General features: G+C 72.3%; 26 protein-coding genes and 1 riboswitch. Of the genes, 17 read left to right on the forward strand and 9 right to left on the reverse strand.

The genetic code is table 11. The features are described 5' to 3' along the window. The first annotated feature begins 1 nt into the window (after window position 1). The 7 genes from B9O00_RS34025 (at window position 2) to B9O00_RS14995 (ending at window position 8,583) form a co-directional block, all read left to right on the forward strand. Complete coding sequence (locus B9O00_RS34025; RefSeq protein WP_268810762.1) at window positions 2–124, forward strand: hypothetical protein; 123 nt, start codon at window positions 2–4, stop codon at window positions 122–124. Then, the gene (locus tag B9O00_RS14970) at window positions 105–1,958 is read left to right on the forward strand and encodes a hypothetical protein (protein ID WP_085123497.1); all 1,854 of its coding nucleotides are present in this window, start codon (window positions 105–107) and stop codon (window positions 1,956–1,958) included. Before B9O00_RS34025 ends, B9O00_RS14970 begins: the two co-directional genes overlap by 20 nt. A 68-nt stretch (window positions 1,959–2,026) precedes the next feature. Next, complete coding sequence (gene xerD / locus B9O00_RS14975; protein WP_268810763.1) at window positions 2,027–2,959, forward strand: site-specific tyrosine recombinase XerD; 933 nt, start codon at window positions 2,027–2,029, stop codon at window positions 2,957–2,959. A 66-nt stretch (window positions 2,960–3,025) separates the two neighbouring features. Then, on the forward strand, window positions 3,026–4,021 hold the full coding sequence (locus tag B9O00_RS14980) for an HpcH/HpaI aldolase/citrate lyase family protein (protein ID WP_085123499.1): 996 nt from the start codon (window positions 3,026–3,028) through the stop codon (window positions 4,019–4,021). Between the two features lie 154 nt (window positions 4,022–4,175). Further along, entirely contained in the window at window positions 4,176–5,540 is a 1,365-nt protein-coding gene (locus B9O00_RS14985; protein ID WP_085123500.1) for a cytochrome ubiquinol oxidase subunit I, read from the forward strand. A 12-nt stretch (window positions 5,541–5,552) separates the two neighbouring features. Beyond that, complete coding sequence (gene cydB / locus B9O00_RS14990; protein WP_085123501.1) at window positions 5,553–6,560, forward strand: cytochrome d ubiquinol oxidase subunit II; 1,008 nt, start codon at window positions 5,553–5,555, stop codon at window positions 6,558–6,560. 331 nt (window positions 6,561–6,891) lie between these two features. Beyond that, window positions 6,892–8,583 carry a methyl-accepting chemotaxis protein gene (locus B9O00_RS14995; protein ID WP_085123502.1) on the forward strand — a complete coding sequence of 564 codons (1,692 nt, stop codon included), beginning with the start codon at window positions 6,892–6,894 and terminating at the stop codon, window positions 8,581–8,583. Window positions 8,584–8,645: 62 nt separating this feature from the next. Here the strand turns inward: B9O00_RS14995 and B9O00_RS15000 are convergent, their stop codons facing one another. Next, window positions 8,646–9,632, reverse strand: a complete 987-nt coding sequence (locus tag B9O00_RS15000) for an ABC transporter substrate-binding protein (protein ID WP_085123503.1) — start codon at window positions 9,630–9,632, stop codon at window positions 8,646–8,648. A 77-nt stretch (window positions 9,633–9,709) separates the two neighbouring features. Next, a riboswitch (TPP riboswitch) is annotated at window positions 9,710–9,823 on the reverse strand. Between the two features lie 150 nt (window positions 9,824–9,973). Between B9O00_RS15000 and B9O00_RS15005 the strand changes: the two genes are divergently transcribed. Then, complete coding sequence (locus B9O00_RS15005) at window positions 9,974–10,930, forward strand: acetyl-CoA carboxylase carboxyltransferase subunit alpha (RefSeq protein WP_085123504.1); 957 nt, start codon at window positions 9,974–9,976, stop codon at window positions 10,928–10,930. A 14-nt stretch (window positions 10,931–10,944) separates the two neighbouring features. Here the strand turns inward: B9O00_RS15005 and B9O00_RS15010 are convergent, their stop codons facing one another. The 3 genes from B9O00_RS15010 to secA are packed head-to-tail and all read right to left on the reverse strand — an operon-like array spanning window position 10,945 to window position 15,125. Beyond that, entirely contained in the window at window positions 10,945–11,412 is a 468-nt protein-coding gene (locus B9O00_RS15010; protein WP_085123505.1) for a hypothetical protein, read from the reverse strand. Between the two features lie 55 nt (window positions 11,413–11,467). Continuing rightward, complete coding sequence (locus B9O00_RS15015; protein WP_085123506.1) at window positions 11,468–12,343, reverse strand: lipid kinase; 876 nt, start codon at window positions 12,341–12,343, stop codon at window positions 11,468–11,470. A 19-nt stretch (window positions 12,344–12,362) separates the two neighbouring features. Beyond that, window positions 12,363–15,125 carry a preprotein translocase subunit SecA gene (secA, locus tag B9O00_RS15020; RefSeq protein ID WP_085123507.1) on the reverse strand — a complete coding sequence of 921 codons (2,763 nt, stop codon included), beginning with the start codon at window positions 15,123–15,125 and terminating at the stop codon, window positions 12,363–12,365. A gap of 302 nt (window positions 15,126–15,427) precedes the next feature. Here secA and B9O00_RS15025 point away from each other — a divergent pair, with 302 nt between their 5' ends. From B9O00_RS15025 to B9O00_RS15035, 3 genes are all read left to right on the forward strand, one after another. Then, window positions 15,428–16,345 carry a peptidylprolyl isomerase gene (locus B9O00_RS15025; protein WP_085123508.1) on the forward strand — a complete coding sequence of 306 codons (918 nt, stop codon included), beginning with the start codon at window positions 15,428–15,430 and terminating at the stop codon, window positions 16,343–16,345. A 69-nt stretch (window positions 16,346–16,414) separates the two neighbouring features. Then, entirely contained in the window at window positions 16,415–17,647 is a 1,233-nt protein-coding gene (gene argJ / locus B9O00_RS15030) for a bifunctional glutamate N-acetyltransferase/amino-acid acetyltransferase ArgJ (RefSeq protein WP_085123509.1), read from the forward strand. Between the two features lie 205 nt (window positions 17,648–17,852). Continuing rightward, window positions 17,853–18,305: a (deoxy)nucleoside triphosphate pyrophosphohydrolase gene (locus B9O00_RS15035; RefSeq protein WP_085123510.1), complete on the forward strand. Its 453-nt coding sequence runs from the start codon at window positions 17,853–17,855 to the stop codon at window positions 18,303–18,305. Between the two features lie 55 nt (window positions 18,306–18,360). Here B9O00_RS15035 and B9O00_RS15040 read toward each other — a convergent pair whose 3' ends face one another. Continuing rightward, window positions 18,361–19,317 (reverse strand): methyltransferase domain-containing protein, encoded by a 957-nt coding sequence (locus B9O00_RS15040; RefSeq protein ID WP_085123511.1) that lies wholly within the window; start codon window positions 19,315–19,317, stop codon window positions 18,361–18,363. Window positions 19,318–19,352: 35 nt separating this feature from the next. On the opposite strand from B9O00_RS15040, the gene B9O00_RS15045 reads away from it, so the two are divergent. Continuing rightward, on the forward strand, window positions 19,353–20,126 hold the full coding sequence (locus B9O00_RS15045; RefSeq protein ID WP_218822871.1) for a ComF family protein: 774 nt from the start codon (window positions 19,353–19,355) through the stop codon (window positions 20,124–20,126). Between the two features lie 79 nt (window positions 20,127–20,205). On the opposite strand, the gene B9O00_RS15050 is transcribed toward B9O00_RS15045, so the two are convergent. Further along, entirely contained in the window at window positions 20,206–20,850 is a 645-nt protein-coding gene (locus tag B9O00_RS15050; RefSeq protein WP_085123512.1) for a glutathione S-transferase family protein, read from the reverse strand. A 316-nt stretch (window positions 20,851–21,166) separates the two neighbouring features. On the opposite strand from B9O00_RS15050, the gene grxC reads away from it, so the two are divergent. The 3 genes from grxC to B9O00_RS15065 are packed head-to-tail and all read left to right on the forward strand — an operon-like array spanning window position 21,167 to window position 22,876. Next, window positions 21,167–21,436, forward strand: a complete 270-nt coding sequence (gene grxC / locus B9O00_RS15055) for a glutaredoxin 3 (RefSeq protein ID WP_085123513.1) — start codon at window positions 21,167–21,169, stop codon at window positions 21,434–21,436. Further along, the gene (locus B9O00_RS15060) at window positions 21,433–22,302 is read left to right on the forward strand and encodes a carbon-nitrogen hydrolase family protein (protein WP_085123514.1); all 870 of its coding nucleotides are present in this window, start codon (window positions 21,433–21,435) and stop codon (window positions 22,300–22,302) included. Before grxC ends, B9O00_RS15060 begins: the two co-directional genes overlap by 4 nt. 7 nt (window positions 22,303–22,309) lie before the next feature. Next, on the forward strand, window positions 22,310–22,876 hold the full coding sequence (locus B9O00_RS15065; RefSeq protein WP_085123515.1) for a hypothetical protein: 567 nt from the start codon (window positions 22,310–22,312) through the stop codon (window positions 22,874–22,876). A 13-nt stretch (window positions 22,877–22,889) separates the two neighbouring features. Here the strand turns inward: B9O00_RS15065 and B9O00_RS15070 are convergent, their stop codons facing one another. Together B9O00_RS15070 and B9O00_RS15075 are read right to left on the reverse strand one after the other, a co-directional pair. After that, on the reverse strand, window positions 22,890–23,579 hold the full coding sequence (locus B9O00_RS15070; protein WP_085123516.1) for an alpha/beta fold hydrolase: 690 nt from the start codon (window positions 23,577–23,579) through the stop codon (window positions 22,890–22,892). A gap of 70 nt (window positions 23,580–23,649) precedes the next feature. After that, window positions 23,650–24,150 (reverse strand): class I SAM-dependent methyltransferase, encoded by a 501-nt coding sequence (locus B9O00_RS15075; RefSeq protein ID WP_218822872.1) that lies wholly within the window; start codon window positions 24,148–24,150, stop codon window positions 23,650–23,652. A 99-nt stretch (window positions 24,151–24,249) separates the two neighbouring features. Here B9O00_RS15075 and B9O00_RS15080 point away from each other — a divergent pair, with 99 nt between their 5' ends. Next, on the forward strand, window positions 24,250–24,735 hold the full coding sequence (locus B9O00_RS15080; protein WP_085123518.1) for a DUF1178 family protein: 486 nt from the start codon (window positions 24,250–24,252) through the stop codon (window positions 24,733–24,735). A gap of 16 nt (window positions 24,736–24,751) precedes the next feature. Here the strand turns inward: B9O00_RS15080 and ubiG are convergent, their stop codons facing one another. Beyond that, entirely contained in the window at window positions 24,752–25,513 is a 762-nt protein-coding gene (gene ubiG, locus B9O00_RS15085; protein ID WP_235017131.1) for a bifunctional 2-polyprenyl-6-hydroxyphenol methylase/3-demethylubiquinol 3-O-methyltransferase UbiG, read from the reverse strand. A 139-nt stretch (window positions 25,514–25,652) separates the two neighbouring features. Here ubiG and B9O00_RS15090 point away from each other — a divergent pair, with 139 nt between their 5' ends. Beyond that, entirely contained in the window at window positions 25,653–26,876 is a 1,224-nt protein-coding gene (locus B9O00_RS15090; protein ID WP_085123520.1) for an aspartate kinase, read from the forward strand. Window positions 26,877–26,892: the final 16 nt, after the last annotated feature.

Consider the following 26,892-nt stretch of genomic DNA (forward strand, 5'->3'; position numbering starts at 1 on the left):
GATGCTGTTGCTGCTGGTGGTGCTGCTGATCGGCGGCGGGGCGGTCGCCCTGCTGTTCGTCGACATCCCGCCGCCGACCCAGAAGGTCGACAAGGTCCTGCCAGATGACCGCTTCCCGCGCTAGCGCCGCGATCGGCGGCCTGGCCCTGGCCCTGGCGGCCGGCCTGACGCCGTGCGGCGGCGCCGCGGCCACGCCGCTCGCGCCAGAGCAGTCGGCGCCCCGTCAGGCGACCCTCCAGCGGCTGGCCCAGGGCTCCCAGCCGATCCAGCTGTTCCAGCTGCCCCAGGCGCCGTCCCCGGCGGCGCCGGGCGGCAGCGGCGGCCCGGCGCTCGGTGGCGGGCTGCCGTCGGGCAGCGGCCTGGGCGGCCCGCTCGAGAGCGCCGAGGTGCCCGAGAACCTCGGCCTCTGGACCAAGGACCAGGGCGGCCTCGACTACAACCTGTGGCGCGGCAGCCGGCGCGAGGTCGTCGCCGCCCTGCTCGACCGCGTCCCGGGCAGCCTCGCCAGCCCGACCCTGCGCACCCTGGCGCTGCGCGTGCTGCTGTCGGAGGCCGAGACCCCCGGCCGCTCGGTCCGCACCGTGGCCGCGGACGGCGGCACGGACCAGAACCTGCTGGTGCTGCGCGGCCGCGCCCTGCTGGCGCTCGGCGAGCCCGCCTATCTGGGCGCCCTGATGAACCTGATCCAGGGCGAGGCAGCGACCGCGCCTGCGGTGCTCCGGCTCAAGGTCCAGGCCGGCCTGCTGACCGGCGACGACGACCGCGCCTGCGCCGCCGCGCGCGACGGCGTGGCGCGCGAGCCGAACGACAGCTTCTGGACCAAGGCGCAGGTCGCCTGCCAGGTCGCGACCGGCAAGGCCGACCAGGCGATGCTCGGCCTCGACCTGCTGCGCGAGAGCGGCGAGGGCGGCGACGCCGGGTTCCTGCAGCTCGCCGGTGCGGCGCTCGGCTACGGCAAGGCGCCGAAGGAGCCGGCGCCGACGCCGCTCAACCTCGCCCTGGTGCGCGCCAGCAAGCTGGTGCCGCCGCCGTCCTGGCGCGACAGCCGCGATCCCGCGGTCGTCGCGATGGCGGCGCGCGACGAGCACCTCGGTCTCGACGAGCGCCTCGCCCTCGCCGAGCGCGCGGCTTCGGCCGGCGTCGTCCAGCCCGACGAGCTGGTCGGCTTCTACAAGGCCAGGAGCTTCACCGCCGAGCAGCTCGGCCAGGCCGCCGTTCAGGCCGCCAAGCTCAAGGGGCCGCAGGCGCGCGCCCTGCTCTTCGCCGCGGCCTCGGCCGCCGAAGGGCCGGCGCGCGGCGCGCTGATCCGCCAGGCCATGGAGAGTGCGCGGGCCGACGGCGTCGAGCTCGGCGTCGCCCGGGTGTTCGAGCCCCTGGTCGCCGGGATCCCGGCCACGGCGACCCTCACCGACTTCGCGCCGAGCGCGGCGCGCACCCTGTTCCTGTCCGGCCGCTACGAGCTGGCCGGCAGCTGGGTCGAGCAGCTGAGCCGCAGCGCCGCGGTCAATCCGCTGGCGCGCCAAGCCCTGATCGAGCTCTGGCCGCTGGCCAAGCTGGCCGGCATCAGCACCGTCGGCGGACCTGCCGACCTGTCGGTCTGGCGCGCGGCGCGGCAGCAGGCCGGCACCGACCCGAGCGCCCTGGCAGCCGACGTCGTGCTGCTGCGCAGCCTGCTCTACGCCCTGGGCGAGAGCGATCCCATGACCTTCGCCGAGCTGCTCGGCAGTGCGCCCGCGGAGTCGATGGCCGGCACCTCGACCCTGCTGGCGCTCGAACAGGCGGCGGCCGGCGGCCGCCTCGGCGAGACCGTCCTGCTGGACGTCGCCGCGGTCGCCGAGAACGGCATTGAGGGCCACCCCTACGTCGAGGCGAAGGCGGTCGAGGCGCTGAATCGCGTCGGCCGTCCCGGCGAGGCGCGGGCTCTGGCGATGGAAGCGGCCGTGGCCAGAGGTTTGTGACGGACGCCGCCGCGCGCGGGCGGGGGCATCGCGGCCGGGGGAACCGCGAAAGGACGCGCTTAGATCAGGTGGAACCCTTTCTCGAGATGCTCGCCGCCGAGCGCGGCGCCGCCGACAACACGCTGGAGGCCTATCGGCGCGACCTCGAACATCTGGCCGGCTTTCTGGCCGGGCGCGGGCGGGCGCCCTCGAACGCCACGGCCGACGACCTGCGCGGCTACCTGGCGCAGCTCGAGGCCGCCGGCATGGCGCCGCGCACCGCGGCGCGCCGGCTCTCCGCCCTGCGCCAGTACTACCGCTTCCTGGTCAGCGAGGAGCGGCGGGCCGACGACCCGACCCTGCAGCTCTCCAGCCCGCGCCAGGGCCGCAGCCTGCCGAAGATCCTGAGCGAGGACGAGGTCACACGCCTGCTCGAGGCGGCGCGCCGGCGCAACGGCCCGGAAGGGCTGCGCCTGGTCGCCATCCTGGAGCTGCTCTATGCGACCGGCCTGCGCGTCTCCGAGCTGGTCGGCCTGCCGGCCGCAGCGGTCGCGCGCGACCCGCGCCTGCTGATCGTCAGCGGCAAGGGCGGCCGCGAGCGCATGGTGCCGCTCAACGAGGCGGCGCGCGCCGCGCTGCTGGCCTACGAGCCGGCGCGACGCGGCTTCCTGCGCCGGGCCGGCGACGAGCGCTGGCTGTTCCCTTCGCGCGGCGGCCACGGCCACCTGACCCGGCACCGGGTCGCCCAGCTGCTCAAGGAGCTGGCGGTCGAGGCCGGCATCGACCCGGCGAAGGTCTCGCCGCACGTGCTGCGCCACGCCTTCGCCAGCCACCTGCTGGCCCATGGCGCCGACCTGCGCGCGGTCCAGCAGATGCTCGGCCACGCCGACATCTCGACGACCCAGATCTACACCCACGTGCTCGACGAGCGCCTGAGGACCCTGGTCCAGGAGCACCATCCCCTGGCCCGCCCCGCGGCCGCCCCGGCGCCGCGTCGCGCGGCGGACGGCGAACGCGGTTGAATTCGGCCGGCCCGCTGGCTACAGCAGGGCGCAGACCAGAGGGCCAGCAGAGGGGCAGGGACCGCCATGAGCTTCACCATCGTCGAGCCGGCGCCGGCGCGCCTCAACCGCAGCGAGCTGGCCGTGCCCGGCTCCAACTACCGCTTCATCGAGAAGGCCGCCGACTCGGCGGCCGACGTGATCTTCCTCGACCTCGAGGACGCGGTGGCGCCCGACGACAAGGCCCAGGCCCGCAGGAACATCGTCAAGGCGCTCAACGAGATCGACTTCGGCAAGCGCGTCGTCTCGCTGCGCATCAACGGCCTCGACACCCACTACATGTACCGCGACGTCGTCGAGGTCATCGAGCAGGGCGGCGAGCGGCTCGACCTGATCATGATCCCGAAGGTCGGCACCGGCGCCGACGTCTACGCCGTCGACATGCTGGTGACCCAGGTCGAGGATGCGGTCGGGCGCGAGAAGCGGATCGGCTTCGAGCTGATCATCGAGACCGCGCTGGGCATGGCCAACATCGACGAGATCGCAGCGGCCAGCGCGCGCAACGAATCGCTGCACTTCGGCGTCGCCGACTACGCCGCCTCGACACGGGCGCGCACCACCGCGATCGGCGGTCCGAACCCGCTCTACGGCGTGCTGACCGACGCACCCGAGGGCGCCTCGGGCTCGGGCGGCGCGCGCGACTTCCACTGGGGCGACATGTGGCACTACGCGATCGCCCGCATGGTCGTGGCGGCCCGGGCCAACGGCCTGAGGCCCGTCGACGGCCCCTTCGGCGACATCCGCGACGCCGAGGGCTACACGGCCCAGGCGAACCGCGCCGCGGTGCTGGGCTGCGAGGGCAAGTGGGCGATCCACCCGAGCCAGATCGAGCTGGCGAACCGCCTGTTCAGCCCCTCCGAGGCCGAGGTCGGCAAGGCGCAGCGGATCATCGAGGCCATGGCGCAGGCCAAGAAGGAAGGCAAGGGCGCGGTCACCCTCGACGGCCGGCTGATCGACATCGCCTCGATCCGCCAGGCCGAGGTGCTGGTCGACAAGGCGAGGCAGATCGCCGCGACCGACTGACGGGAGCGGCCGCCGGCGGGAGCGGCCGCCGGCGGGGGGGGCGACCAGCGCCGCCGTGCCGCGGCCGGACGGCGCACGGGGTACCGCGGGCGCTGGGTCGTGATAGGTTCCCGACCACGACGACCCGAAGGCAACGGCTCCGGAGGCGCGCCCGATGGACTTCGACCCGCTCCTGCTGTCGCGCATCCAGTTCGGCTTCACCATCGCCTTTCACATCGTCTTCCCGGCGATCACGATCGGCCTGGCGAGCTATCTGGCGCTGCTCGAGCTGCTCTGGCTGCGCACCGGCGAGGCCCGCTTCCGCGACCTCTACCGCTTCTTCAGCAAGCTCTTCGCGGTCTGCTTCGGCATGGGCGTCGTATCGGGCGTCGTGCTGAGCTACCAGATCGGCACCAACTGGTCGGGGCTGTCCCAGGCCGCCGGCAACGTCATGGGGCCGCTGCTCGCCTACGAGGTGCTGAGCGCCTTCTTCCTGGAGGCCGGCTTTCTCGGCGTCATGCTGTTCGGCTGGAACCGGGTCGGGCCGCGGCTGCACTTCCTGGCGACCTGCCTGGTCGCGGCCGGCACGCTGATGTCGGCCTTCTGGATCCTCTCGGCGAACTCCTGGATGCAGACGCCGGCCGGCTACAGCCTGGTCGGCGGCGAGTTCCGGGCGACCGACTGGCTGGCCGCGATCTTCAACCCCTCCTTTCCCTACCGCCTGGTGCACATGGTGCTGGCGGCCTACCTCTCGACCGGCCTGCTGGTCGGCGGCATCGCCGCCTGGCACCTGCTGAAGGGCCGCGAGGAGACGCGGACGCGCACGATGCTCGCCATGTCGGTGCTGTTCGTCGCGGTGGTGGCGCCGCTGCAGATCGTCGCCGGCGACCAGCACGGCCTCAACACCCTGGCGCACCAGCCGGCCAAGATCGCCGCCATGGAGGCCAACTGGGACACCCGGAGCGGCATGCCGCTGATCCTCTTCGCGCTGCCCGATCCCGAGACCGAGAGCAACCGCTTCGAGCTGGCCGTGCCGAAGCTCGGCTCGCTGATCCTGACGCACTCGGTCGACGGCGTGGTGCGCGGCCTCAAGTCCTGGCCCGAGGACGAGCGGCCGCCGGTGACGATCGTCTTCTGGTCGTTCCGGATCATGGTCGCCTCGGGCTTCGCGATGCTCGGCCTCGGCCTGGTCGGCACGATCCTCTACTTCACCCGGCAGCTCTACGACAGCCGCTGGTTCCTCTGGCTGGCGCTCCTCGCCTCGCCGCTCGGCCTGGTCGCGGTGCTGGCCGGCTGGGTCACCACGGAGGTCGGCCGCCAGCCCTGGGTGGTCTACGGCCAGCTGCGCACCGCCGACGCATTGGCGCCGCTTTCCGGCGGCAGCGTGGCGGCGTCGCTGGCCGGCTTCGTGCTGGTCTACTGCGGCGTCTTCGGCGCCGGTGTCTGGTACCTGGCACGCATCGCGGCGCAGGGGCCGGCCTGGTCCGGGGCGGCCGAGTCCGACATCGACGCGCCGGCGATCCGCCTGCCGGGCGAGTAGGGGAGGGGGGACATGGATCTCGACACGATTCTGCCGGTCCTCTGGGCGCTGGTCATCGTCTTCGGCGTCGTCGTCTACGTGCTGGCCGACGGCTTCGACCTCGGCATCGGCATCCTCTATCCCTTCGCCGGCGACGAGGCCGAGCGCGACCGCATGATGAACTCGGTGGCGCCGGTCTGGGACGGCAACGAGACCTGGCTGGTGCTCGGCGGCGCCGGCCTGCTGGCCGCCTTCCCGCTGGTCTACTCGGTGGTGCTGCCGGCCTTCTATCTGCCGCTGGTCGCGATGCTGCTGGCCCTGGTGTTCCGCGGCGTCGCCTTCGAGTTCCGCTTCCGCTCGACGACCCGCAAGCACCTCTGGTCGGCGGCCTTCTTCCTCGGCTCGCTGGTCGCCGGCTTCTGCCAGGGCATCGTGCTCGGCGGCTTCGTGCGTGGCGTGCCGGTCGAGGACGGCGTCTTCGGCGGCGGCAGCTTCGACTGGCTGGAGCCCTTCCCGCTGTTCGTCGGCCTCGCGCTCGTCGCCGGCTACGGGCTGCTCGGCGCCGGCTGGACGATCCTGAAGACCGAAGGCGCGCTGCAGGCCCGGGCCCGGCGCTGGTCGGCCCTGCTGCTGCCGGTCGTGCTGCTGGCGATGGCCGCGGTCAGCCTGTGGATGCCGATCACCGACGAGGCCGTCGCCCTGCGCTGGTTCTCCTGGCCGAACATCGCCTTCCTCTGGCCGGTGCCGGTCGCCGTGCTGGCGGTCGCGCTGCTGCACGCGCTGGCGCTGGCGCGCCGCTCGGAGTGGCTGCCCCACCTCAGCGCCGCGGGGCTGTTCCTGCTCGGCTTCTTCGGCCTCGGCATCTCGCTCTGGCCCTATGCGATCCCGCGCGAGGTCGACATCTGGGCGGCGGCGGCGCCGCCGGAGACCCAGGGCTTCGCGCTGATCGGCTTCGTCGTGCTGATGCCGTTGATCCTCGGCTACGGCGTCTGGAGCTACTGGGTGTTCCGCGGCAAGGTGCGCGACGAGGGCTATCATTGAGGCGCGGAGCCAGGGCCGACCGATGAGCGAGCGCGGCCGCCGGCTGCTCTGGTTCCTCGGCCTCTGGCTCGCCGGCGTGGCGACGGTGGCCGGCTTCGCCTACCTGCTGCGCGCGCTGCTCGCGCCCCTCTTCGGCTAGACGGGCCCCCGGGAATCCGCTCCGGAAGCCGGGCGGTCGCTGCACGCTCGCGCCCTTCGATGAGGCGCGCCGGGCATTTCTCTCCATGCGGGCTGATATGTCTGACGAATGCAATTGGGATGTGAATAAAGTGTTTCTTCATTTCTGAAGGGTATCGGTGGCTCCAATTTCCCTGCCCTCCGGAGGAGCGAGATGTTCCTGAGCCGTCTGCGCATCGGCACGAAGCTGATGACGATTTTCGCCCTCACGGTGGTCGCGCTGATCGTCGCCGCCGGCGTCGCTCTCTGGATCGCCAGGGCGCAGATGGTCAACGACCGCGTGACGATGCTCCGCGCCCTGGTCGAGTCGGCCCGGAACGTGGCCGTCTCCCTGCAGCAGCAGGTCGACGACGGGAAGCTGGACCACGACACGGCCTACGCGCGCTTCCTCGAGACTGTCAGCAGCATGCGCTACCTGCCGACGAAGGAGTACTTCTTCGTCATCGACGACAAGGGCGTCTCGGTCGCCAACGGCGGCAGCGCCAAGCTCGTCGGCAAGAGCCTCTGGGACGTGAAGGACACCTCGGGCACCTACTTCGTGCGCAATCTGGTCGAGGCGGCCAAGCGGCCCGAGGGCGGCGTCGTGGCCTATGAGTGGCCGCGCGCCGGCTCGGACGAGCCGATCAGCAAGCTCAGCTACGCGGTCGGCTTCGCACCCTGGGGCGTCGCGATCGGCACCGGCGTCTACATCGACGACGTCGACGCGGCCTTCTGGTCGCTGGCCGGCAAGCTGGGCGGGGCGATCGTGGTGCTGGCGCTGATCGCGGCCGCCGTGATCCTCGCGATCCGCGGCAACATCGTCAGCGGCCTGACAGTACTGTCGGCTCGCATGCGCCAGCTCGCCGAGGGCGATCTGTCGGTCGAGGTGGTCGGCGCCGAGCGGCGCGACGAGATCGGCGGCATGGCCCAGGCGCTGCAGATCTTCAAGGAGCAGGCGGTCGAGAAGCGCGAGCTCGAGTCCGCCGCCGAGCAGCAGCGGCGCCAGGCCGAGATCGATCGCAAGGCGGCCTTCGAGAAGCTGGCCGCGCACTTCGAGCAGTCGGTCGGCGGCCTGGTCGAGAACGCGGCACGCTCGGCCCTGGGCATGCGGGACACCGCCGCCCAGATGGCGGCGAGCGCTCAGGACGCCAGCGAGCGCAGCACGGCGATCTCGGCGACGACCGAGCAGGCGGCCGGCAACGTCCAGACCGTCGCCTCGGCGGCCGAGGAGCTGTCGGCCTCGATCCACGAGGTCAGCGCCAAGGTGATGGAGGCCTCGAAGACCGCGCTGAACGCGGCCTCGCAGGCCGACCGCACGAGCGAGACGGTGGGCTCGCTCAAGACCTCGGCGGAGCGGATCGGCGAGGTCGTCAACCTGATCAACGAGATCGCCGAGCAGACCAACCTGCTGGCGCTGAACGCGACGATCGAGGCGGCGCGGGCCGGCGAGGCCGGCAAGGGCTTCGCCGTGGTCGCCTCCGAAGTCAAGAACCTGGCGACCCAGACCGCCAAGGCGACCGACGAGATCGGCCAGCAGATCGCCGCGATGCAGGGGGTCGCCGTCGAGGCGGCCCAGGCGATGGACCTGATCCGCCAGACCAACCAGGAGATGAGCCAGATCTCGACGGCCATCGCCGGCGCGGTCGAGGAGCAGTCCGCGGCGACCAACGAGATCGCGCGCAACGCTCAGGAGGCGGCGAGCGGCACGCAGGAGACGGCCGGCAACGTCGCGCGCCTGTCGGACAGCATCGGCCGCAACACCCAGGCGGCCCAGCAGATCCACGGCTCCTCGGGCGGCCTGTCCGAGCTCGCCGAGAACCTGAAGCGTCAGGTCTCGGATTTCCTCAAGGAGATCCGCGCCGCCTGACGCGGCGGCCCGATTCGGAGACGGTGACCGGGCCGGCGCTCTCGCGCCGGCCCGGTGCCGTTTCAGTCGGCCTCGCGCAGGTAGCTCTCGACCGGCGGCAGGGCGCCGACCACGCCCTGGTCCTGCAGGAACTTGGCGAAGCGGCGATAGCGCCCGGCATCGCTCGCCGCGGGCCGCAGCGCGAAGCGCCGCAGCGTGTCGTCCCAGATCTCGCGGTTGAGCTTGTCGTCCAGGTCCGGCTTGTACTTGACGAAGAGCTCCCAGCTCTCCTCCGGGTGGTTGACCAGGAACTGCACCCCCTTCTCGAGCGCGCGCAGGAAGGCGGCCTGGCGCGGATCCGGCGGCACGTCGCTGCGGGCCACCAGGATCAGCTCGTCGAAGGGCGGCACGCCCTCCTCCTCGACGTAGAAGAAGCGGCCCTTGGCGCCGGCCTGCTCGAGCTGGTGGCTGTCGAAGTTGCGGTAGGCGCCGATCACGGCGTCGACCTGGTGCGACAGCAGCGACTGGCTGAGCGCGAAGTTGACGTTGACCAGCGTGATGTCCTTGAGCGACAGGCCGTGGCGCTCCAGCATGGTCTTCAGCAGCGCCTCCTCGAAGCCGCCGACCGAATAGCCGACGCGCTTGCCCTTCAGGTTCTCGATCGTCTTGACCGGCCCGTCGGCCAGGGTCAGCAGCGCGTTGAGCGGCGTCGCGATCAGCGTGCCGATGCGGGTCAGCGGCAGGCCGGCCGCGACCTGGATGTGCAGCATCGGCTGGTAGCTGACCGCCAGGTCCGCCTGACCGGCGGCGACCAGCTTCGGCGGGTCGTTGGGATCGGCCGGCTCGACCAGCTCGACGTCGAGGCCCTCCTCGGTGAAGAAGCCCTTCTCGAGCGCCACGACCAGCGGTGCGTGGTCGGGATTGAGGAACCAGTCGAGCAGCACCGTGTACTTGCCGGTTGCGGCCTGCGCGGCCGGTGTGGCCTGCGCCGCGCCGGCCAGCAGCAGCGCGAAGAGTGTCCACGCGAAAAGCGTCCGCGTGAAAGGCGTTCTGGGGGCAATCGTTCTCATCGGTCGTCCAACCTCCGTCTCTGCGTTTCCCTGGGAAGACGGAAGGGGACGGGCGGGACGCGCGAGGGCGGGGGCCGGGCCGCTTCCGGTTCCTTCCCTGCGCCGGCATGACCCGGATCAGGTTCTAAGGGTCACCGCCACGGCCGGCGGACTCTCAGCCCTCGCATGCGAGGACACCCCTAGGAACCAACGGCGGGCAGCATGCCGCGCCGGCGCCGGCGGCGCAACAGGCTGCCGGCCGAGCCGGCCCGTCCGGGCCCGTCGGCGCGCGGCGAATCGCCCTCGCGCGGCCCACGGAACCGGTGTGACGCCGTCGCGGGCTGTGCTATGTCGGGCCCGCCATGCGTCACTATCTCGATTTCGAAAAGCCGATCGCCGAGCTCGAAGGCAAGATCGAAGAGCTGCGCCACCTGTCGGACGGCGGCGAGCTCAACATCGCCGACGAGGTCGCGCGGCTGCAGGGCAAGGCGGACCGCCTGCTGCGCCAGACCTACACCAAGCTCTCGGCCTGGCAGAAATGCCAGGTCGCGCGCCATCCCGAGCGGCCGCACTCGGCCGACTACCTGGCGGCGCTGATCGAGGACTTCGTGCCGCTCGCCGGCGACCGGCTGTACGGCGAGGACCGGGCGATCCTCGGCGGCCTCGGCCGCTTCCGCGGCCACTCCTGCGTCGTGCTCGGCCAGGAGAAGGGCCACGACATGCAGAGCCGCGTGACCCACAACTTCGGCATGCCGCGGCCCGAGGGCTACCGCAAGGCGCAGCGCCTGATGCAGCTGGCCGAGCGCTTCAAGCTGCCGCTCGTCACCTTCGTCGACACCGCCGGCGCCTATCCCGGCATCGGCGCCGAGGAGCGCGGCCAGGCCGAGGCGATCGCCCGCTGCATCGAGCTCGGCCTGCAGCTCCGCGTGCCGGTGATCGCGACGGTGATCGGCGAGGGCGGCTCGGGCGGCGCCATCGCGCTCGCCACCGCCAACCGGGTGATCATGCTGGAGCATTCGATCTACTCGGTGATCAGCCCGGAGGGCTGCGCCTCGATCCTCTGGCGTTCGGCCGAGCAGAACCAGGAGGCCGCCGAGGCCCTGCGCCTGACCGCCCAGGACCTGGAGAAGCTCGGCGTCATCGACCAGATCGTGCCGGAGCCGCTGGGCGCCGCGCACCGCGGCCGCGACAAGACCATGGCCGCGGTCGGCGACGCCATCGAGGAGGCGCTGCAGGCGCTCGGCCGGCTCGACGGCGGCACCCTCAAGGCGCAGCGCCGCGACAAGTTCCTGGCGATGGGCCAGAAGGGACTGGGCTGAGGCCGGCCCTCGGCTCAGGCCCAGGTCAGGATCGCGGCGAGGCGCAGGCGGGCGAGGTCGCTGCCGGTCTCGACGGCGAGCCGGCCGAGCCCGGCCAGCAGCTCCTCGGATTCCGGGCCGAGCTCCTCCAGGGACAACGCCTCGGCGGTCGCGGCGACCAGGGCCTCCTCGGCCTCCTCGGCCTCGCGCAGGATCTCGACCGTGCCGCTGGTCGCGAAGGATTCGCGCAGCGAGGCCAGGGCGTCGCGCGCCAGGTCCTGCTCCGGATCGTAGTCGTCGGGCAGCTCGCCGTGGCTGCGGATCATCGCCTCGAGCTGGTTGAGCGCCTGCTCGTGCTGCTGCGGCGCGTCGGCCAGCACGTCGGCGTCGAGCAGGGTGTCCTCGATCGACTTCTGCACGCGGCCCAGCACGGCGATCGTGCCGTGCAGCGCCCGCGCCACGTCCTCCATGGCGACGGTCCACTCGTCCTTGATGGTGCTCATGGCTCCCGCGGTCCCTTCCGTCGGATCTGCTTCGGCGGCTGCGCCCGGCGCAGCGCTATACCTGTGCCCTGGGCACGAAGACCTCAAGCACCTTCGGCTCGACCGTGAAGACCCGCGGCGTGCGGCCGTTGAGCTCGCCGTCCAGGTTGAGCCGGCGCCGGTGCCCCGGCGTCGAGACCGAGATCCGCTTGCCGCGCAGGGTCAGGACCTCGGGCCAGGGCCGCAGCTGGCCGGCGCGGATCCAGGGCGCGAGCCGCATCAGGCGCCACAGGCCGACCGGCTTGATGGCGTAGAGGTAGAGCGTCTCGTCGTCGATCCGGCAGTCCTCGTCGACGACCAGGCCGCCGCCGAAGTTCGGCCCGTTGCCCACGGCGATGTGGATGAAGCGGCCGCTGGCGGTCGTGCCGTCGCATTCGATCCGGGCCCGGAACGAGCGGTTCTGGCGCCAAGCCAGCCACAGGCTGATCGGATAGCTGAGGATGCCGAGATGGCGCTTGCGCTCGCCCCGGTGGAAGCGCGGGACCTCGGCGCCCAGGCCGATGGTCGCGACGTTGAAGAACAGGGTGTGGCCGGCGCGGCCCAGGTCGATCCGCTTGCGCCGGCCCGCGGCGACGACCTTCGCCGCCTGCTTCAGGTCGTTGGGGATGTGCAGGGCCCGGGCCAGGTCGTTGGCCGTGCCGAGCGGCAGGATGCCGAGCGGCTTGCGGGCGGCGACCAGACGCTCGGCCAGGCCGTGGAACGTGCCGTCGCCGCCGGCCACGACGATCGCGTCGACGTCCGCGGCGCGCCGCTTGATCAGGCCGCGCGCCGCGGTCAGGTCCTTCGGCCGTTCGATCTCGACCTCCAGGCCGGCGTCGCGCAGCGAGGCGACGGCGCCCTCGGCTTCCTGGGCGCGGCCGCTGTTCGGATTGATCAGGACGAGGCAGCGCATGGCCGCCCGTCCGCTCGCCTCAGGAGAGCTTGCCGTGGCAATGCTTGTATTTCTTGCCCGAGCCGCAGGGGCAGGGGGCGTTGCGCTGCACCTTGCCCCAGGTCGCCGGATCGCCGGGGTCGAAGGCGCTCGCGGCCGGCCGGCGCATCGGCTGCGGCTTGGCCGCCTCGGCCGGCCGCGCCGGACCGCCGGCACCGACCAGCTCGGGCTCGCGGGCGGCCTCGGGCGTGCCCTGCAGGGCCGGATCCTGGCGGGTCTCGTGCATCTCCTGGGCCGGGCGCTGCGGCGTCATCTCGGCCGGGTCGCTGCTGCGGATCGCGATGTGGCTGAGCAGCGCGGTGGTCTCCTCGCGCACGCGGCCCAGCATGTTCTCGAAGAGGTCGAAGGCCTCCTTCTTGTACTCGTTCAGCGGATCGCGCTGGGCGTAGGCGCGCAGGCCGATGCCGTGGCGCAGGTGGTCGAGGCTCAGCAGGTGGTCCTTCCACTGCCGGTCGAGCACGTTCAGCAGGATCTGCTTCTCGGCCAGGCGCATCAGCTGCGGACCGAAGTTGACCTCCTTGGCGGCCATCTTGCGGTCGATCTCGCGGGTCATGCGCTGACGGATCTCGTCGTCGGCGATGCCCTCCTCCTTGGCCCACTCGGCGACCGGCAGGTCGAGGCCGAAGAGGCGCAGGGCCTCCTCGTGCAGGCCGGCGACGTCCCACTGCTCGGCATAGGCGCGCGCCGGGATGCAGCGCGATACCATGTCGCCGAGCACCTCCTCGCGCATCGAGACGACCGTGTCCTTGACGTCCTCGACGAGCATCAGCTCCTTGCGCTGCTCGTAGACGACCTTGCGCTGGTCGTTCATGACGTCGTCGAACTTCAGCAGGTTCTTGCGGATGTCGAAGTTGCGCGCCTCGACCTTCGACTGCGCCTTCTCCAGGGCCTTGTTGACCCAGGGATGGACGATCGCCTCGCCCTCCTGCAGGCCCAGGCGGCGCAGCACGCCCTCCATGCGGTCGGACCCGAAGATCCGCATCAGGTCGTCTTCGAGCGACAGGAAGAACTTCGAGGCGCCCGGGTCGCCCTGGCGGCCGGAGCGGCCGCGCAGCTGGTTGTCGATGCGCCGGCTCTCGTGGCGCTCGGTGCCCAGCACGAACAGGCCGCCGGCCTCCTTGACGACCTGCTTGGCGGCCTCGACCTCGGCGCGGATCCTCGTGATCGCCGCCTGGCGGGTCGCCTCGTCGGCCTCGGCCGGGATCTCCTGGGCGACGCGCATCTCGACGTTGCCGCCGAGCTGGATGTCGGTGCCGCGGCCGGCCATGTTGGTCGCGATGGTGACCGCGCCCGGCGTGCCGGCCTGGGCGACGATGAAGGCCTCCTGCTCGTGCTGGCGCGCGTTCAGCACGTGGTGCGGCACCTTCTTCTTCTTGAGCAGGGCCGAGAGCATCTCGGACTTCTCGATCGAGACCGTGCCGACCAGCACCGGCTGCTTGCGCTGGCGGCACTCCTCGATCTGCGTGGCGATGGCCTCGAACTTCTCGACGACCGAGCGGTAGACCTCGTCGTCGTTGTCGAGGCGGGCGACCGGCAGGTTGGTCGGGATCTCGATGACCTCGAGCTTGTAGATGTCGGCGAACTCCTCGGCCTCGGTCATCGCCGTGCCGGTCATGCCGGCGAGCTTCGGATAGAGCCGGAAGTAGTTCTGGAAGGTGATCGAGGCGAGCGTCTGGTTCTCCTGCTGGACGGTGACGCCTTCCTTCGCCTCCAGCGCCTGGTGCAGGCCCTCGGAATAGCGCCGGCCCTCCATCGCGCGGCCGGTGAACTCGTCGACGATGACGACCTTGTCGTCCTTGATCAGGTAGTCGGTGTCGCGCGCGAACAGCTTGTGGGCGCGCAGCGCCTGGTTGACGTGGTGCAGCACGCCGATGTTGCCGATGTCGTAGAGCGTGCCCTCGTTGAGCAGGCCGACCTCGGCGAGCAGCGCCTCGATGTGCTCGACGCCCGCCTCGGTCAGCGTGACCGAGCGCTGCTTCTCGTCCTTCTCGTAGTCCTCGTCGATCAGCTTCGGGATCAGCGCGTTGACCTGGCGGTAGAGCTCCGAGGAGTCCTCGGCCGGGCCGGAGATGATCAGCGGCGTGCGCGCCTCGTCGACCAGGATCGAGTCGACCTCGTCGACGATCGCGTAGTTGAAGTCGCGCTGGACCATGTCCTCCAGGCGGAACTTCATGTTGTCGCGCAGGTAGTCGAAGCCGAACTCGTTGTTGGTGCCGTAGGTGACGTCCTTGGCGTACTCCATGCGCCGCGCCTCGTCGGGCAGGGCGTGGACGATGCAGCCGACGGTCAGGCCGAGGAACTCGTAGATCTGGCCCATCCACTGGGCGTCGCGCTGGGCCAGGTAGTCGTTGACCGTGACGACGTGGACGCCCTTGCCGGCCAGCGCGTTGAGATAGACCGCCAGGGTCGCGACCAGGGTCTTGCCTTCGCCGGTCTTCATCTCGGCGATCATGCCGCGGTGCAGCACGATGCCGCCGACCAGCTGGACGTCGTAGTGGCGCTGGCCGAGCGTGCGCTTGGCCGCCTCGCGCACCGTCGCGAAGGCTTCCGGCAACAGGTCGTCGAGCGTCTCGCCGGCCTCCAGGCGCTGGCGGAACGCCGGGGTGCGCGCCCTCAGCTCCTCGTCCGAGAGCTTCTCGACCTCCGGCTCGAGGGCATTGATCTTGACGACCAGGGGGCGAAGCGATTTGACGAAGCGGTCGTTGGCCGAACCGAACAGCCGCTTGGCGATGGAACCGATCATGAAGTCCTCGGGGCACGGGGCGACGGGCCGGGCGCCGCGAGCGGGCGCCAGCCCTGCGTGGTGACAGATATGGGCAAGGGCCCGGACTGTCAACGAAACGCCCCGTCCGTGCGGGTCCTGGCCGCAGCCGCGGGAGCGCGCCCGCGGCGGCGACGCGGCCAAGGCGACCCTTGTTACGCGGCGCTATATCTGCATAGTGCCGGCGGACAGCGTGGCGCGCGCCGAGGCGCAGCGGCAGCCGCCGCCACGACAGAGAATTCCAGCCCGCGCTGCCGCGGCGGGCCTGCTCGAAAGGATCTCCCATGACCCGTTCCCGCTTCCTGGTTTCGGCCCTGGTCGGCGCCGCCCTCCTGATCGGGCCGTCGCTGGCCGTGGCCGAGGACGCCACGGCGCCGGCCGGCGACGATCCGGTCGTCGCCGTCGTCAACGGCCAGGAGCTGCACCAGTCCGACGTGCTGCGCTCGGCGAAGGACCTGCCGCCGCAGATGCAGGCGCAGATCTCGATGCTGTTTCCGGCCCTGATCCAGCGGCTGGTCGACCTGACCCTGCTGAGCCAGGCGGCCCGTGACCAGGGCCTCGCCGACGACAAGCGGGTCAAGGAGCTGGTCGCCGAGGCCGAGACCGACGCCGTCCGCCGGGTCTACCTGGAGGACAAGATCGACGCCGCGATGACCGACGAGAAGCTGCAGGAGGCCTACAAGCAGTATCTGGCCGAGAACCCGGCCGGCGAGGAGGTCAAGGCCCGCCACATCCTGCTGAAGGACAAGGAGTCGGCCGAGAAGATCATCGACCAGCTGAACAAGGGCGCCGACTTCGAGAAGCTGGCCAAGGAGAACTCGACCGGCCCCTCGGCGGCGCAGGGCGGCGACCTGGGCTGGTTCGCCAAGGACCAGATGGTCGAGCCCTTCTCCAAGGCCGCCTTCGAGCTCAAGAAGGGCGAGTACACCAAGGCGCCGGTCAAGACCCAGTTCGGCTGGCACGTGATCAAGGTCGAGGATCGCCGCACCAAGGCCGCGCCGAGCTTCGCCGAGGTCGAGTCCAAGCTGCGCGAGCAGCTCGCCCGCAAGGTCATCGACGACGAGGTCCAGGCGCTGCGCAAGACCGCCAAGATCGACATCAAGCAGCAGGCCGCCGCGCCCGGTACCGCCGCCCCGGACGCCGCCGCTCCGGCGACCGGCGGCGAGGCGCCGGCCGACGGCACCCAGCCCAAGGCCCAGTGACCCTTCCGGCCGGGCGCCGCGCCCGGCCGTCTTCTTTCTCGTCCGAAGACTGCAGGTGAGAGAGCCGTCATGAGCAAGCTGTCGCCCCTGGCACCGGAGCGCTTTCCGGACCTGCCGCCGGTTGCCGGCGTCGAGATCGCGACGGCCGCGACCGGCATCCGCTACAAGGGCCGGGACGACCTCCTGATGATGCGCTTCGCGCCGGGCACGACGGCGGCCGGCGTGCTGACCCGCTCGCTGACCGCCAGCGCCCCGGTGCTGTGGTGCCGCGAGGCCCTGGCCAGCGGCCGCCCCGCCGCCGGCCTGCTGGTCAACGCCGGCAACGCCAATGCCTTCACCGGCGCCCGCGGCATGGCCTCGGTCGACCGCCTGCTCGGCGCGCTCGGCACGACCCTCGGCTGCGGCCGCGAGCAGCTCTACGTCGCCTCGACCGGCGTGATCGGCGAGCCGCTGCCCGACCAGCGCATCGCCGAGCACCTTGCCGGCCTGGAGCGCGGCCTCGCCGCCGACGCCTGGGCCCGGGCGGCGCGCGCGATCATGACCACCGACACCTTCCCGAAGGGCGCCGTGCGCAAGGCGAAGATCGGCGCGACCGAGGTCACGCTGGTCGGCATCGCCAAGGGCTCGGGCATGATCGCGCCGGACATGGCGACGATGCTCTCCTTCGTCGCGACCGACGCGAAGATCCCGGCTGCCGTCCTGCAGGGCCTGATGAGGCGCGGCGCGGACCGCTCGTTCAACGCGATCACGGTCGACGGCGACACCTCGACCAGCGACACCCTGCTGCTCTTCGCCACCGGCGCCGCCGGCAACCCGGAGGTCGACGGCCCCGGCTCGCCGCTGCTGCGCGGCTTCCGGCGCGCCCTCGAGGAGCTGCTGACCGACCTCGCCCTGCAGGTCGTGCGCGACGGCGAGGGCGCGACCAAGCTGGTCGAGATCGCGGTGACCGGGGCCGCCAGCGGCCGTGCCGCCAAGCGCATCGCCCTCGCGATCGCCAACTCGCCGCTGGTCAAGACCGCGATCGCCGGCGAGGACGCCAACTGGGGGCGTGTCGTGATGGCTGTCGGCAAGGCCGGCGAGAAGGCCGACCGGGACCGCCTGCGCATCGCCATCGGCGGCGTCGCGGTCGCCGAGAACGGCCAGCGCGTCGAGGGCTACGACGAGACGCCGGTCGCCGCCCACATGAAGGGCCAGGAGATCCTGATCGAGGTCGACGTCGGCATCGGCCGCGGCAAGGCCCGCGTCTGGACCTGCGACCTGACCCACGGCTACATCGACATCAACGGCTCCTACCGGAGCTGAGGACGCGCGGGGCGGCCGACGGTGCCTCCACGCCCCTCGACAAGCTCGGGACGAAGCAACTGTTCGAGCCGGCCCGGCGTTCGCTTCATCCCGAGCTTGTCGAGGGATGTGTAGGCGCAAGACCCGACGCGCGCTTCGTGAGCCTGGCGAACCATGCAGGCGCGCGCCCTGACGGAGACAACCACATGACCAGGCGGGCCGCCCCATGACCGATTCCGGCTGCTGGGAGGCGGCGGCGCGCCTGGCCGAGCCGGCGCCGAAGCCGGTCGTGCTGGTCGCCGCGGCGGCGCTGATCGATCCCGACGGCCGGGTGCTGCTGGCGCAGCGTCCCGAGGGCAAGGCGATGGCCGGGCTCTGGGAGTTCCCCGGCGGCAAGGTGCACGAGGGCGAGACGCCGGAGGCGGCGCTGGTCCGCGAGCTCAAGGAGGAGCTGGGCATCGACACCCGGCAGTCCTGCCTGGCCCCGGTCGCCTTCGCCTCGCACGGCTACGAGTCCTTCCACCTGCTGATGCCGCTCTTCGCCTGCCGGGTCTGGCAGGGCGATCCGCAGCCGCTGGAAGGCCAGACGCTGGCCTGGGTCCGTCCGGCGCGCCTCGCCGACTACCCGATGCCGCCGGCCGACATCCCCCTGGTCGCCCTGCTGCGCGACCTGCTCTGACCAGCCGCGCGGGCTTGCAGCCCTTGCGGGAAGGCCGGATGATCCGGCGCCAGGATCAGGCTTTGCCCGGGGAGCGCCCGCGATGTCCTGGATCGGTGCCCGGATCCGCCTTGTCGCCGGCCGGCCGCTCGGCCGTGCCGAGCGCCTCGGCCAGGCGCTGCGCCGCGCTGCCGGGCCTGAGCGGCTTCTGCTGCGAGGCGTGCGGCGCCCAGCCGGTCAGGTAGACGACCTGGAAGGTCGCGGCGACGCGGCCGTCGGGTCCGGCGAAGTGCTCGGCATAGAGCTCGGCGGCGCGCAGCAGGGTCTCGCGCCGGGTGAAGGACTTGCGGCCGGCGGTCAGGGCGCCGCTCTCGCCCATGCCGCGCAGCTCCCGCATCAGCGCCAGGGCGTCCGGATAGGTCACCTCGATCAGGTCGCTGTCGACGACGGGCAGGGCGAAGCCGGCGCGTTGCAGCAGGCCGCCGCAGTCGCGCAGGTCGGCGAAGGGCGAGACCCGCGGGCCGATCGCGCCGCCGCCGGTCTCCGTGTCGGCCTGGACCAGGGCGGCGCGCAGGCCGGCCAGGGTCTCGCCGCCGAGCAGCGCCGCCAGGAACAGGCCGTCGGGCCTGAGCATGCGGCGGACCTGCAGCAGCGTGCCGGGCAGGTCGTTGACCCAGTGCAGGCTGAGCGCGCTGGCGACCAGGTCGAAGCCGCCGGCGGCGAAGGGCAGGGCCTCCTCGTCCGCGGCCAGGGCCGGCGCGACGAGGGCGGCGCGGCGCGCCATCGCCTGCGCGAGGTCGCAGGCGACGACGGTCTCGATGCCGTTGCGCCCGGCGATCGCCTGCGCCAGCTCGCCGCCGTGGCAGCCGAGGTCGAGGGCCAGCGGGAAGGCGCGGCGGATGTCGCCCAGGCGGTCGGCCAGGCGGTCGGCGACCTCGCGGACCAGGAAGTCGTGCCGCGGCCAGCCGGCGGCGGCACGCTCGCGGTGGCGGCGCACGACGGCGCGGTCGAAGGGACGCTCGAGCTCGGACATGGGCGGCGATATGGCAGCCCGCGGAGCCGCTGGCAATGATGGCCGCCGCCGGGCTCGCCCGTCGCCTCTCCTACCGGCTCTGGCGCACCGCGCTCGACGCCCTGCTGCCGCCGCGCTGCCTGGCCTGCGGCCGCACGGTCGGCGAGCCGGGCCGGGTCTGCGCCGCCTGCTGGTCGGGCCTGCGCTTCCTCGGCACGCCCTGCTGCCGCCAGTGCGGCTATCCCTTCGAGTTCGAGCAGGCGCCCGACCTGGCGGGCGAGGCGCTCTGCGCGGCCTGCCGGCGCAGCCCGCCGGCCTTCGACCGGGCGCGCGCGGCGCTCGCCTATGACGCCGCGTCCAAACCGCTGATCCTGCGCTTCAAGCATGCCGACCGCACCGACGCGGCGCCGGCCTTCGCCGCCTGGATGCGCCAGGCCGGCGCCGAGCTGCTGCGCGAGGCCGACCTGGTGGTGCCGGTGCCGCTGCACCGGCGCCGGCTGTTCCTGCGGCGCTACAACCAGGCCGGCCTGCTGGCCCAGCGCTTGGCGCGGCTGGGCGGCAAGCCCTACGCGCCGCTGCTGCTGGTGCGGCGCCGCGCGACGCCGTCCCAGGGCCGGCTCAGCCGGCGCCGGCGCAGGCTCAACGTCGCCGGCGCCTTCGCCGTACCCGCCGAGCAGCGCCTCGCGCTCAAGGGCAAGCGCGTGCTGCTGGTCGACGACGTGCTGACCACCGGCGCGACGCTCTCGGCCTGCGCGCGGACGCTCAAGCGAGCCGGCGCGGCCTCGGTCGACGCCCTGGTGCTGGCCCGGGTGGTGCGTGCCCGGCCGTGACGGCGCCGGGGCAGGTCGTGCGAGAACGCACGTGACCACCGGCTATCGACTTGCCAGGGGCCCCGCTTCGCGGGGGATTTCAGCCGGCCGGGGCATTGATCGCCAGCTGTGCGGCGAAGGCCCGGCGATAGGCTGGCCGTGCCTCGCCGCGGGCGACATAGGCGGCCAGGTTCGGGTACTCGTCCAAGATGCCTGACATCCGCAGGCGGAGCAGCACCGACACCATTAGCAGGTCGCCTGCGCTGAACGCTCCCTCCAGCCAGTCGGCCTCGCCCAGGCGAGCGGAGAGCTGTCCCAGCCGGACCCGGATTCGGTCCACGACCAGCGGCAGGCGATCGCGGGCCCAGGGCTCGCCGGCCTCTATTGTCTTGGCGGTCGAGAGATCGAGGATCGGCGGCTCCACCGTGCTGAGCGCGGCGAACATCCAGGTGATCGCCCGCGCCCGCGCGTCAGCCTCCTTCGGCAGCAGGCCCGCATGCCTCTGGGCGATGTGGAAGACGATCGCTCCCGTCTCGAACAGGGCGAGATTGCCTTCCTCATAGGTCGGAATCTGACCGAAGGGATGCAGCGCCAGATGCGCCGGCTCCTTCATCGCGGGGAACGAGACGAGGCGCACCTCGTAGGGCTGGCCCACTTCCTCGAGCGCCCAGCGAACGCGCGTGTCGCGCGCCAGGCCCTTGCCGCCGTCGGGCGAGCGTTCGAAGGCGGTAATGGTGGGGGTCATGGCGTTCGTCTCCTAGCCCGAGCCAGTGGCTCTTGCGTCACATGATGACGTGGAATGGGCCCGCCGGAAATCGACGTCGCCAACGAAGCTGACGGCAGCCGGCTCCCGCATCGCTTCCGCAGGGTCGAGCGGATGCCTGACGCAGGAAGGTGGTCACCCGAGGCCTGAGAGCGGCAGAGCGGCACAGCGCCGGCCGTGGGCGGTCGGGCCTGCGTGCCGCGGCCGGGTCCGGGGACGCCCCTGGCATCGCGCCCGGCCTTGCCTATATCCGGGCGGAGCGTCACTCTTGCTTTCCGGCACCAGGAGCCCCTTTGCGATGCCCAAGGTCGAAGTCTATTCCTCCGCCTTCTGCCCCTTCTGCTACCGGGCCAAGAAGCTGCTGTCGTCCAAGGGCGTCCAGTTCGAGGAGATCGACGTCATGATGAACCCCTCGCGCAAGGCCGAGATGGTCCAGCGCGCCGGCGGCCGGACCTCGGTGCCGCAGGTCTTCGTCGACGACCAGTACCTCGGCGACTGCGACGGCCTCTATGCGCTCGAGGCGCGCGGCGAGCTCGATGCCCGTCTCGCCGGAGCGGCGGCGCAATGAGCGCCGGCACGACCTTCAAGGCCGCCTGCGTCCAGCTGACCAGCAGCGACGACCTGCAGGACAACATCGCCCGGGCCGGCGAGACGATCCGCGCGGCCGCGGCCGCCAGCGCCGATCTGATCATGACGCCCGAGAACACGCCGATGGTGACGCCGCGCCGGGCCCACAGCCTGGCCAACGCCCATCCGGAGGCGAGCCACCCGGCGGTCGCCGCCTTCTCGGCGCTCGCCGCCGAGCTCGGCCGCTGGCTGCTGGTCGGCTCGGCGACGATCAAGCTCGGCCCCGAGACCTGCGCCAACCGCTCGCTGCTCTTCGCGCCCGACGGCACGGTTGCCGCGCGCTACGACAAGATCCACATGTTCGACGTCGAGATCCCGGACGGCCAGACCTACCGGGAGTCGGCGACCTTCCGGCCGGGCCGCCAGGCCGTGCTGGCCGAGCTGCCCTGGGGCCGGCTCGGCATGACGGTCTGCTACGACCTGCGCTTCGCCGCCCTCTACCGCAGCCTGGCCCAGGCCGGCGCCTCCTTCCTCTCGGTCCCGGCCGCCTTCACGGAGTTCACCGGCAGGGCGCACTGGCACGTGCTGCTGCGCGCCCGGGCAATCGAGACCGGCTGCTTCGTCTTCGCCCCGGCCCAGTGCGGCCTGCACGCCGGCGAGCGCCGCACCTACGGCCACTCGCTGATCGTCGCGCCCTGGGGCGAAGTCCTGGCCGACGGCGGCGAGGAGCCCGGCTTCGTCACCGCCGAGATCGACACCGCCAAGGTCGCCGAGGCGCGCCGCATGGTGCCCTCGCTGCAGCACGACCGGCCCTTCGCGCCGCCCGCGACCCCGGAGGAGGAGGCCCTGCGCCAGGCGGGCGAGTGAGGCTCCGGTGATCTTCCCGGGGCAGCTCGGGCCGATCTGCCGCTTCCTGGAGGATCTCGGCCTCGACTGCGGGCCGGGCGCGGTGCCGCCGGACAGCTTCCTGCCCGGCGTCGCCATCGCCGAGGGCCGGCTGCTCTACGATTCCGAAAGGCTCGGCTCGCCGGGCGACCTGCTGCACGAGGCCGGCCATATCGCCCTGGTGCCGGCGCGCTTTCGCGGCCAGCTCGACGACGACGTCGATGCCGTCATCGCCGGCCTGCTCGCGGGCGAGGGCGAGGCGCCGCCCGACGCGGCCGAGCGCGAGGCGCTGGCCCACACGGAGGTCATGGCGATCGCCTGGTCCTACGCGGCGGCCCGCCGGATCGGCGTGCCGGCCACCTGCCTGTTCTGGCCGGGCACCTACCGCATGCCGCCCGGGCAGACGCCGGACCAGCTGGCCGGCCAGCTCGAGCAGGGCCTGTTCATCGGCATCCAGTGGCTCGCCCGCTTCGGCTTCTGCGCCGCGCCGCCGCCCTTCGGCGACCCGGCGGCGCCCGACCCCTTTCCGGCGATGCGACGCTGGCTGGCCGACTGAGCGGCCCGGCGCCTCAGCCGCGCCGGCTCGCCAGGTCGTCGGCGAAGCCGAGCAGGGCGTCGATCGTCGCCTCCGGCGCCTCGCCCGGCACGTCGTGGCCGACGCCGGCCAGCTCGACCGCTCGCGCGTCGGGCAGCCGGGCCGCCAGCGCGGCCGCCGGCGACGCACCGCCGGACGGCCTGTCGGCGAGGCCCTCGATCACCAGGACCGGCAAGGCGAGCCGCTCCCACGGCAGGTCCCAGTCCACCCTGTCGGCGTCGCGCAGCAGGCGGGCGAGGCGCGCGCCGCCTCCGGGCCGGGCCGCCTCCGTGCCGCCGACGGGCCGGCGCAGGGCGTCGATCAGCACCAGCCCCTCGGCCTCGAGCCCGGCCAGCACGGCGCGCGCCGCGAAGAGGCCGCCGTGCGCCAGGCCGACCAGCACCGGGCGGCGCGGTCCCAGCTCGGCGACCAGCTGCTCCAGGTCTCCGACCATCAGGTCCGGGGTCAGCTCGGTCTCCTCGGCGGTGTGGCTGTCGGCCTGGCCACGGTAGTCCCAGGCCAGGGTGCCGTGCCCGGCCGCGCGCAGGGCCGGCGCCACGATCGCCTCCCACCGCGCGGCGCTGCCGAGCAGGGCGTTGACGAAGACGAAGGTGACGCCGTCGCCCTCGGGATGGTGATGCTCGTACCAGAGGCTCTCCCCCGGCATCGGCACGAAGACGGGCATGATCGGCGCTCCCGGGGTCAGGGGGTGGCGGCAGGGACGGGCGCGAGCATAGACGAGCCGGGCCGGCGCATCAGCAGCGTTGCGCGGCGATGCGCTGGACGGCGGCCGGGCGCGGCACCGCGACCGTCAGGTCCTCGTAGGCGAGGACGCGCAGGCGGCCGCGCACGGCCTCCAGCAGCTCGCCGGGGGCCAGCAGGAAGGCCGGGTTGCTCGGCTTGCCGAAGGCCTCGTTGCCCTGGGCGAAGGTCTCGTAGAGCAGCAGCCCGCCGGGCGCCACCGCCTCGACCAGGGCCGGCAGCAGCGGGCGATGCAGGTAGTTCGCGACGACGACGGCGGCGAAATGCCGGCCGGCGAGGGGGAAGGGGCTGCCGTCCTCGAGGTCGGCCCGCACGACCTCGAGCTGCGGGTCGCCGATTCGCTCCAGGTCCGCCACGGACCGGTCGAGCGCCGTCACGGGATGGCCGCGCGCCAGGAACAGCCGGCTGTGGCGTCCGCTGCCGGCGGCTAGGTCGAGCACCGCTCCGCCGGCCGGCGCCAGCGGCGCGAAGCGGCAGATCCAGGCCGAGGGCATTGGCACTCCCTGGTGGACTCTGCCGGGACCTGCTTTACCTTCTGTCATGAGATCGCCATCTATCATCTTGGTGAAACCAGGGACCTGCGGCCGAGCGCCATGATTCTCTACACCCTCCGCTGCGACAGCGAGCACGAGTTCGAGAGCTGGTTCAAGGACAGCGCCGCCTTCGACAAGCAGGCGAAGCGCAAGCTGGTCGCCTGCCCGCACTGCGGCTCGACCGCCGTCCAGAAGGCGATCATGGCGCCGCGCGTCGCGCGCGGCCGCGGCGAGGCCGCCGAGCAGTCCCCCGAGCAGTCCGGCGGGCCGACCCCCGGGCAGACCAAGGCGGTGGCCGCCGATCCGGCCCCGCTCGACCCGAAGGCCCGGGCCCTGCGCGCGCAGCTGCTGGAGCTGCGCCGCCAGGTCGAGGCCAACTGCGACTACGTCGGTCCGCGCTTCGCCGAGGAGGCCAGGCGCATCCACTACGGCGAGTCCGATCCGCGCGGCATCTACGGCGAGAGCAGCCGCGAGGAGGCCGAGGCCCTGGCCGAGGAGGGCGTCGCGGTCGCCCGCCTGCCCTGGATCGATGCCGGCGACGCCTGAGCCGCGCCGGCCCCGGCTAGTCCCTTTCCGCCCACAGCAGATAGCTGACGTCGAGGTCGCCGCGCGACAGCCGCCAAGCCTCGGTCAGCGGGTTGTAGACCAGCCCCTGCACGTCGCGCACCGTCAGGCCCTCTGGACGCAGCGCGCCGGCGACCTCCGAGGGCCGCAGGAAGCGCCGCCAGTCGTGGGTGCCCTGGGGCACCCAGCGCAGCAGGTACTCGGCGGCGACGACGCCGAGCAGGAAGGCCTTGCCGGTCCGGTTGAAGGTCGAGAGCGCCAGGCCGCCGCCCGGGGCGACCAGGGCGGCGCAGTCGGCCAGGAAGACGGCCGGCTCGGCGACGTGTTCGACGATCTCCAGCGCCAGCACCAGGTCGAAGGCGCGGCCCTCGGCGACCAGCTCGGCGGCGGTCGCCTGGCGATACTCGATCTCCAGGTCCTGGGCGCCGGCGTGAGCCTCCGCGACGGCGATCGCCGCGGGCGTCGCGTCGAGGCCGGTGACCCGGGCGCCGAGCCTGGCCAGGGGCTCGGTGACCAGACCGCCGCCGCAGCCGACGTCGAGCACCGACAGGCCAGCGAGCGGGCGCTCGGCCAGCGGGTTGCGGCCGAAGCGCCGGCAGGCCCGGTCGCGGATGTAGGCAAGGCGCACGGGGTTCAGCCGGTGCAGCGCCCGCGAGCGGCCTTCGGGGTCCCACCAGTCCTCGGCCAGGGCCGAGAACTTCTCGACCTCGGCCGGATCGACCGTCGCGTGGGTCTTCTGCCGTTCCCGGGTTGTCGTCACTACGACCTCGCTTGCCTTTTCGCGTGCCTCTTCAGTATGGATAGCGCCGAATCGCTCGGCAAGGCGGCCTTGCCGCCGCCGCGCTTCCGGCATGCCCCGCCGTCGCCCGCTGGTCCACCGCTCTCAGGCCCCTAGACCCATGGCCCGCATCGTCATGAAGTTCGGCGGCACCTCCGTCGCCGATCTGGATCGCATTCGCAACGTCGCCGACAAGGTCGCGGCCGAGGTCGCGGCCGGCAACGAGGTCGCCGTCGTCGTCTCGGCCATGGCCGGGGTGACCAACCAGCTGGTCGGCTATGCCGGCCAGGCGGCCCGGCTCTACGACCTGCGCGAGTACGATGCCGTCGTCTCCTCGGGCGAGAACGTCACCGCCGGCCTGCTGTCGATCGTGCTGCAGGACAGGGGCGTCCAGGCCCGCTCCTGGCAGGGCTGGCAGATCCCGATCCTGACCGACGGGGCGCACGGCTCGGCGCGCATCGAGAAGATCGAGGTCGAGGACCTGCTGCGCCGCATGGCCGCGGGCGAGGTCGCCGTGGTCGCGGGCTTCCAGGGCTTCGAGCCGGTGCGCCGGCGCATCACGACGCTCGGCCGCGGCGGCTCCGACACCTCGGCGGTCGCCCTGGCGGCGGCGCTCAAGGCCGACCGCTGCGACATCTACACCGACGTCGACGGCGTCTACACCTGCGATCCGCGCATCGTGCAGCGGGCGCGCAAGATCGATAGGATCACCTACGAGGAGATGCTGGAGATGGCGTCGCAGGGCGCCAAGGTCCTGCAGACCCGCTCGGTCGAGATGGCGATGAAGCACCGGGTGCCGGTCCGGGTGCTGTCGAGCTTCCAGGAAGGCACCGGCACCCTGGTCGTGGACGAGGAAGAGATCGTGGAACAGGCAGTCGTCAGCGGGGTCACCTACAGTCGGGACGAGGCGAAGATCACCCTGCGCAACGTCACCGACCGGCCGGGCGTGGCCGCGGCCATCTTCGGGCCGCTGGCCGAGGCCTCGGTCAACGTCGACATGATCGTGCAGAACATCTCGGCCGACCAGCAGACCACCGACATGACCTTCACCGTGACCCGCGCCGACCTCGAGCGCGCCGTCGAGGTCATCGAGGCGAACCGCGACAAGTTCGATTTCAAGGCGATGTCGATCGACAAGAACGTCGTCAAGGTCTCGGTGATCGGCGTCGGCATGCGCAGCCATGCCGGCGTCGCCCAGATGATGTTCTCGGCCCTTGCCGAGAAGGGCATCAACATCCAGGTCATCACCACGTCCGAGATCAAGGTCTCGGTGCTGATCGCCGAAGAGTACACTGAACTGGCTCTGCGCAGCCTGCACTCGGCCTACGGGCTCGACGCGGCGTGACGCGGGGCCCCGGCGG

Origin of the sequence: Tistlia consotensis USBA 355, assembly GCF_900177295.1 — a bacterium.
GTDB classification, from domain to species: Bacteria; Pseudomonadota; Alphaproteobacteria; order Kiloniellales; family DSM-21159; genus Tistlia; species Tistlia consotensis.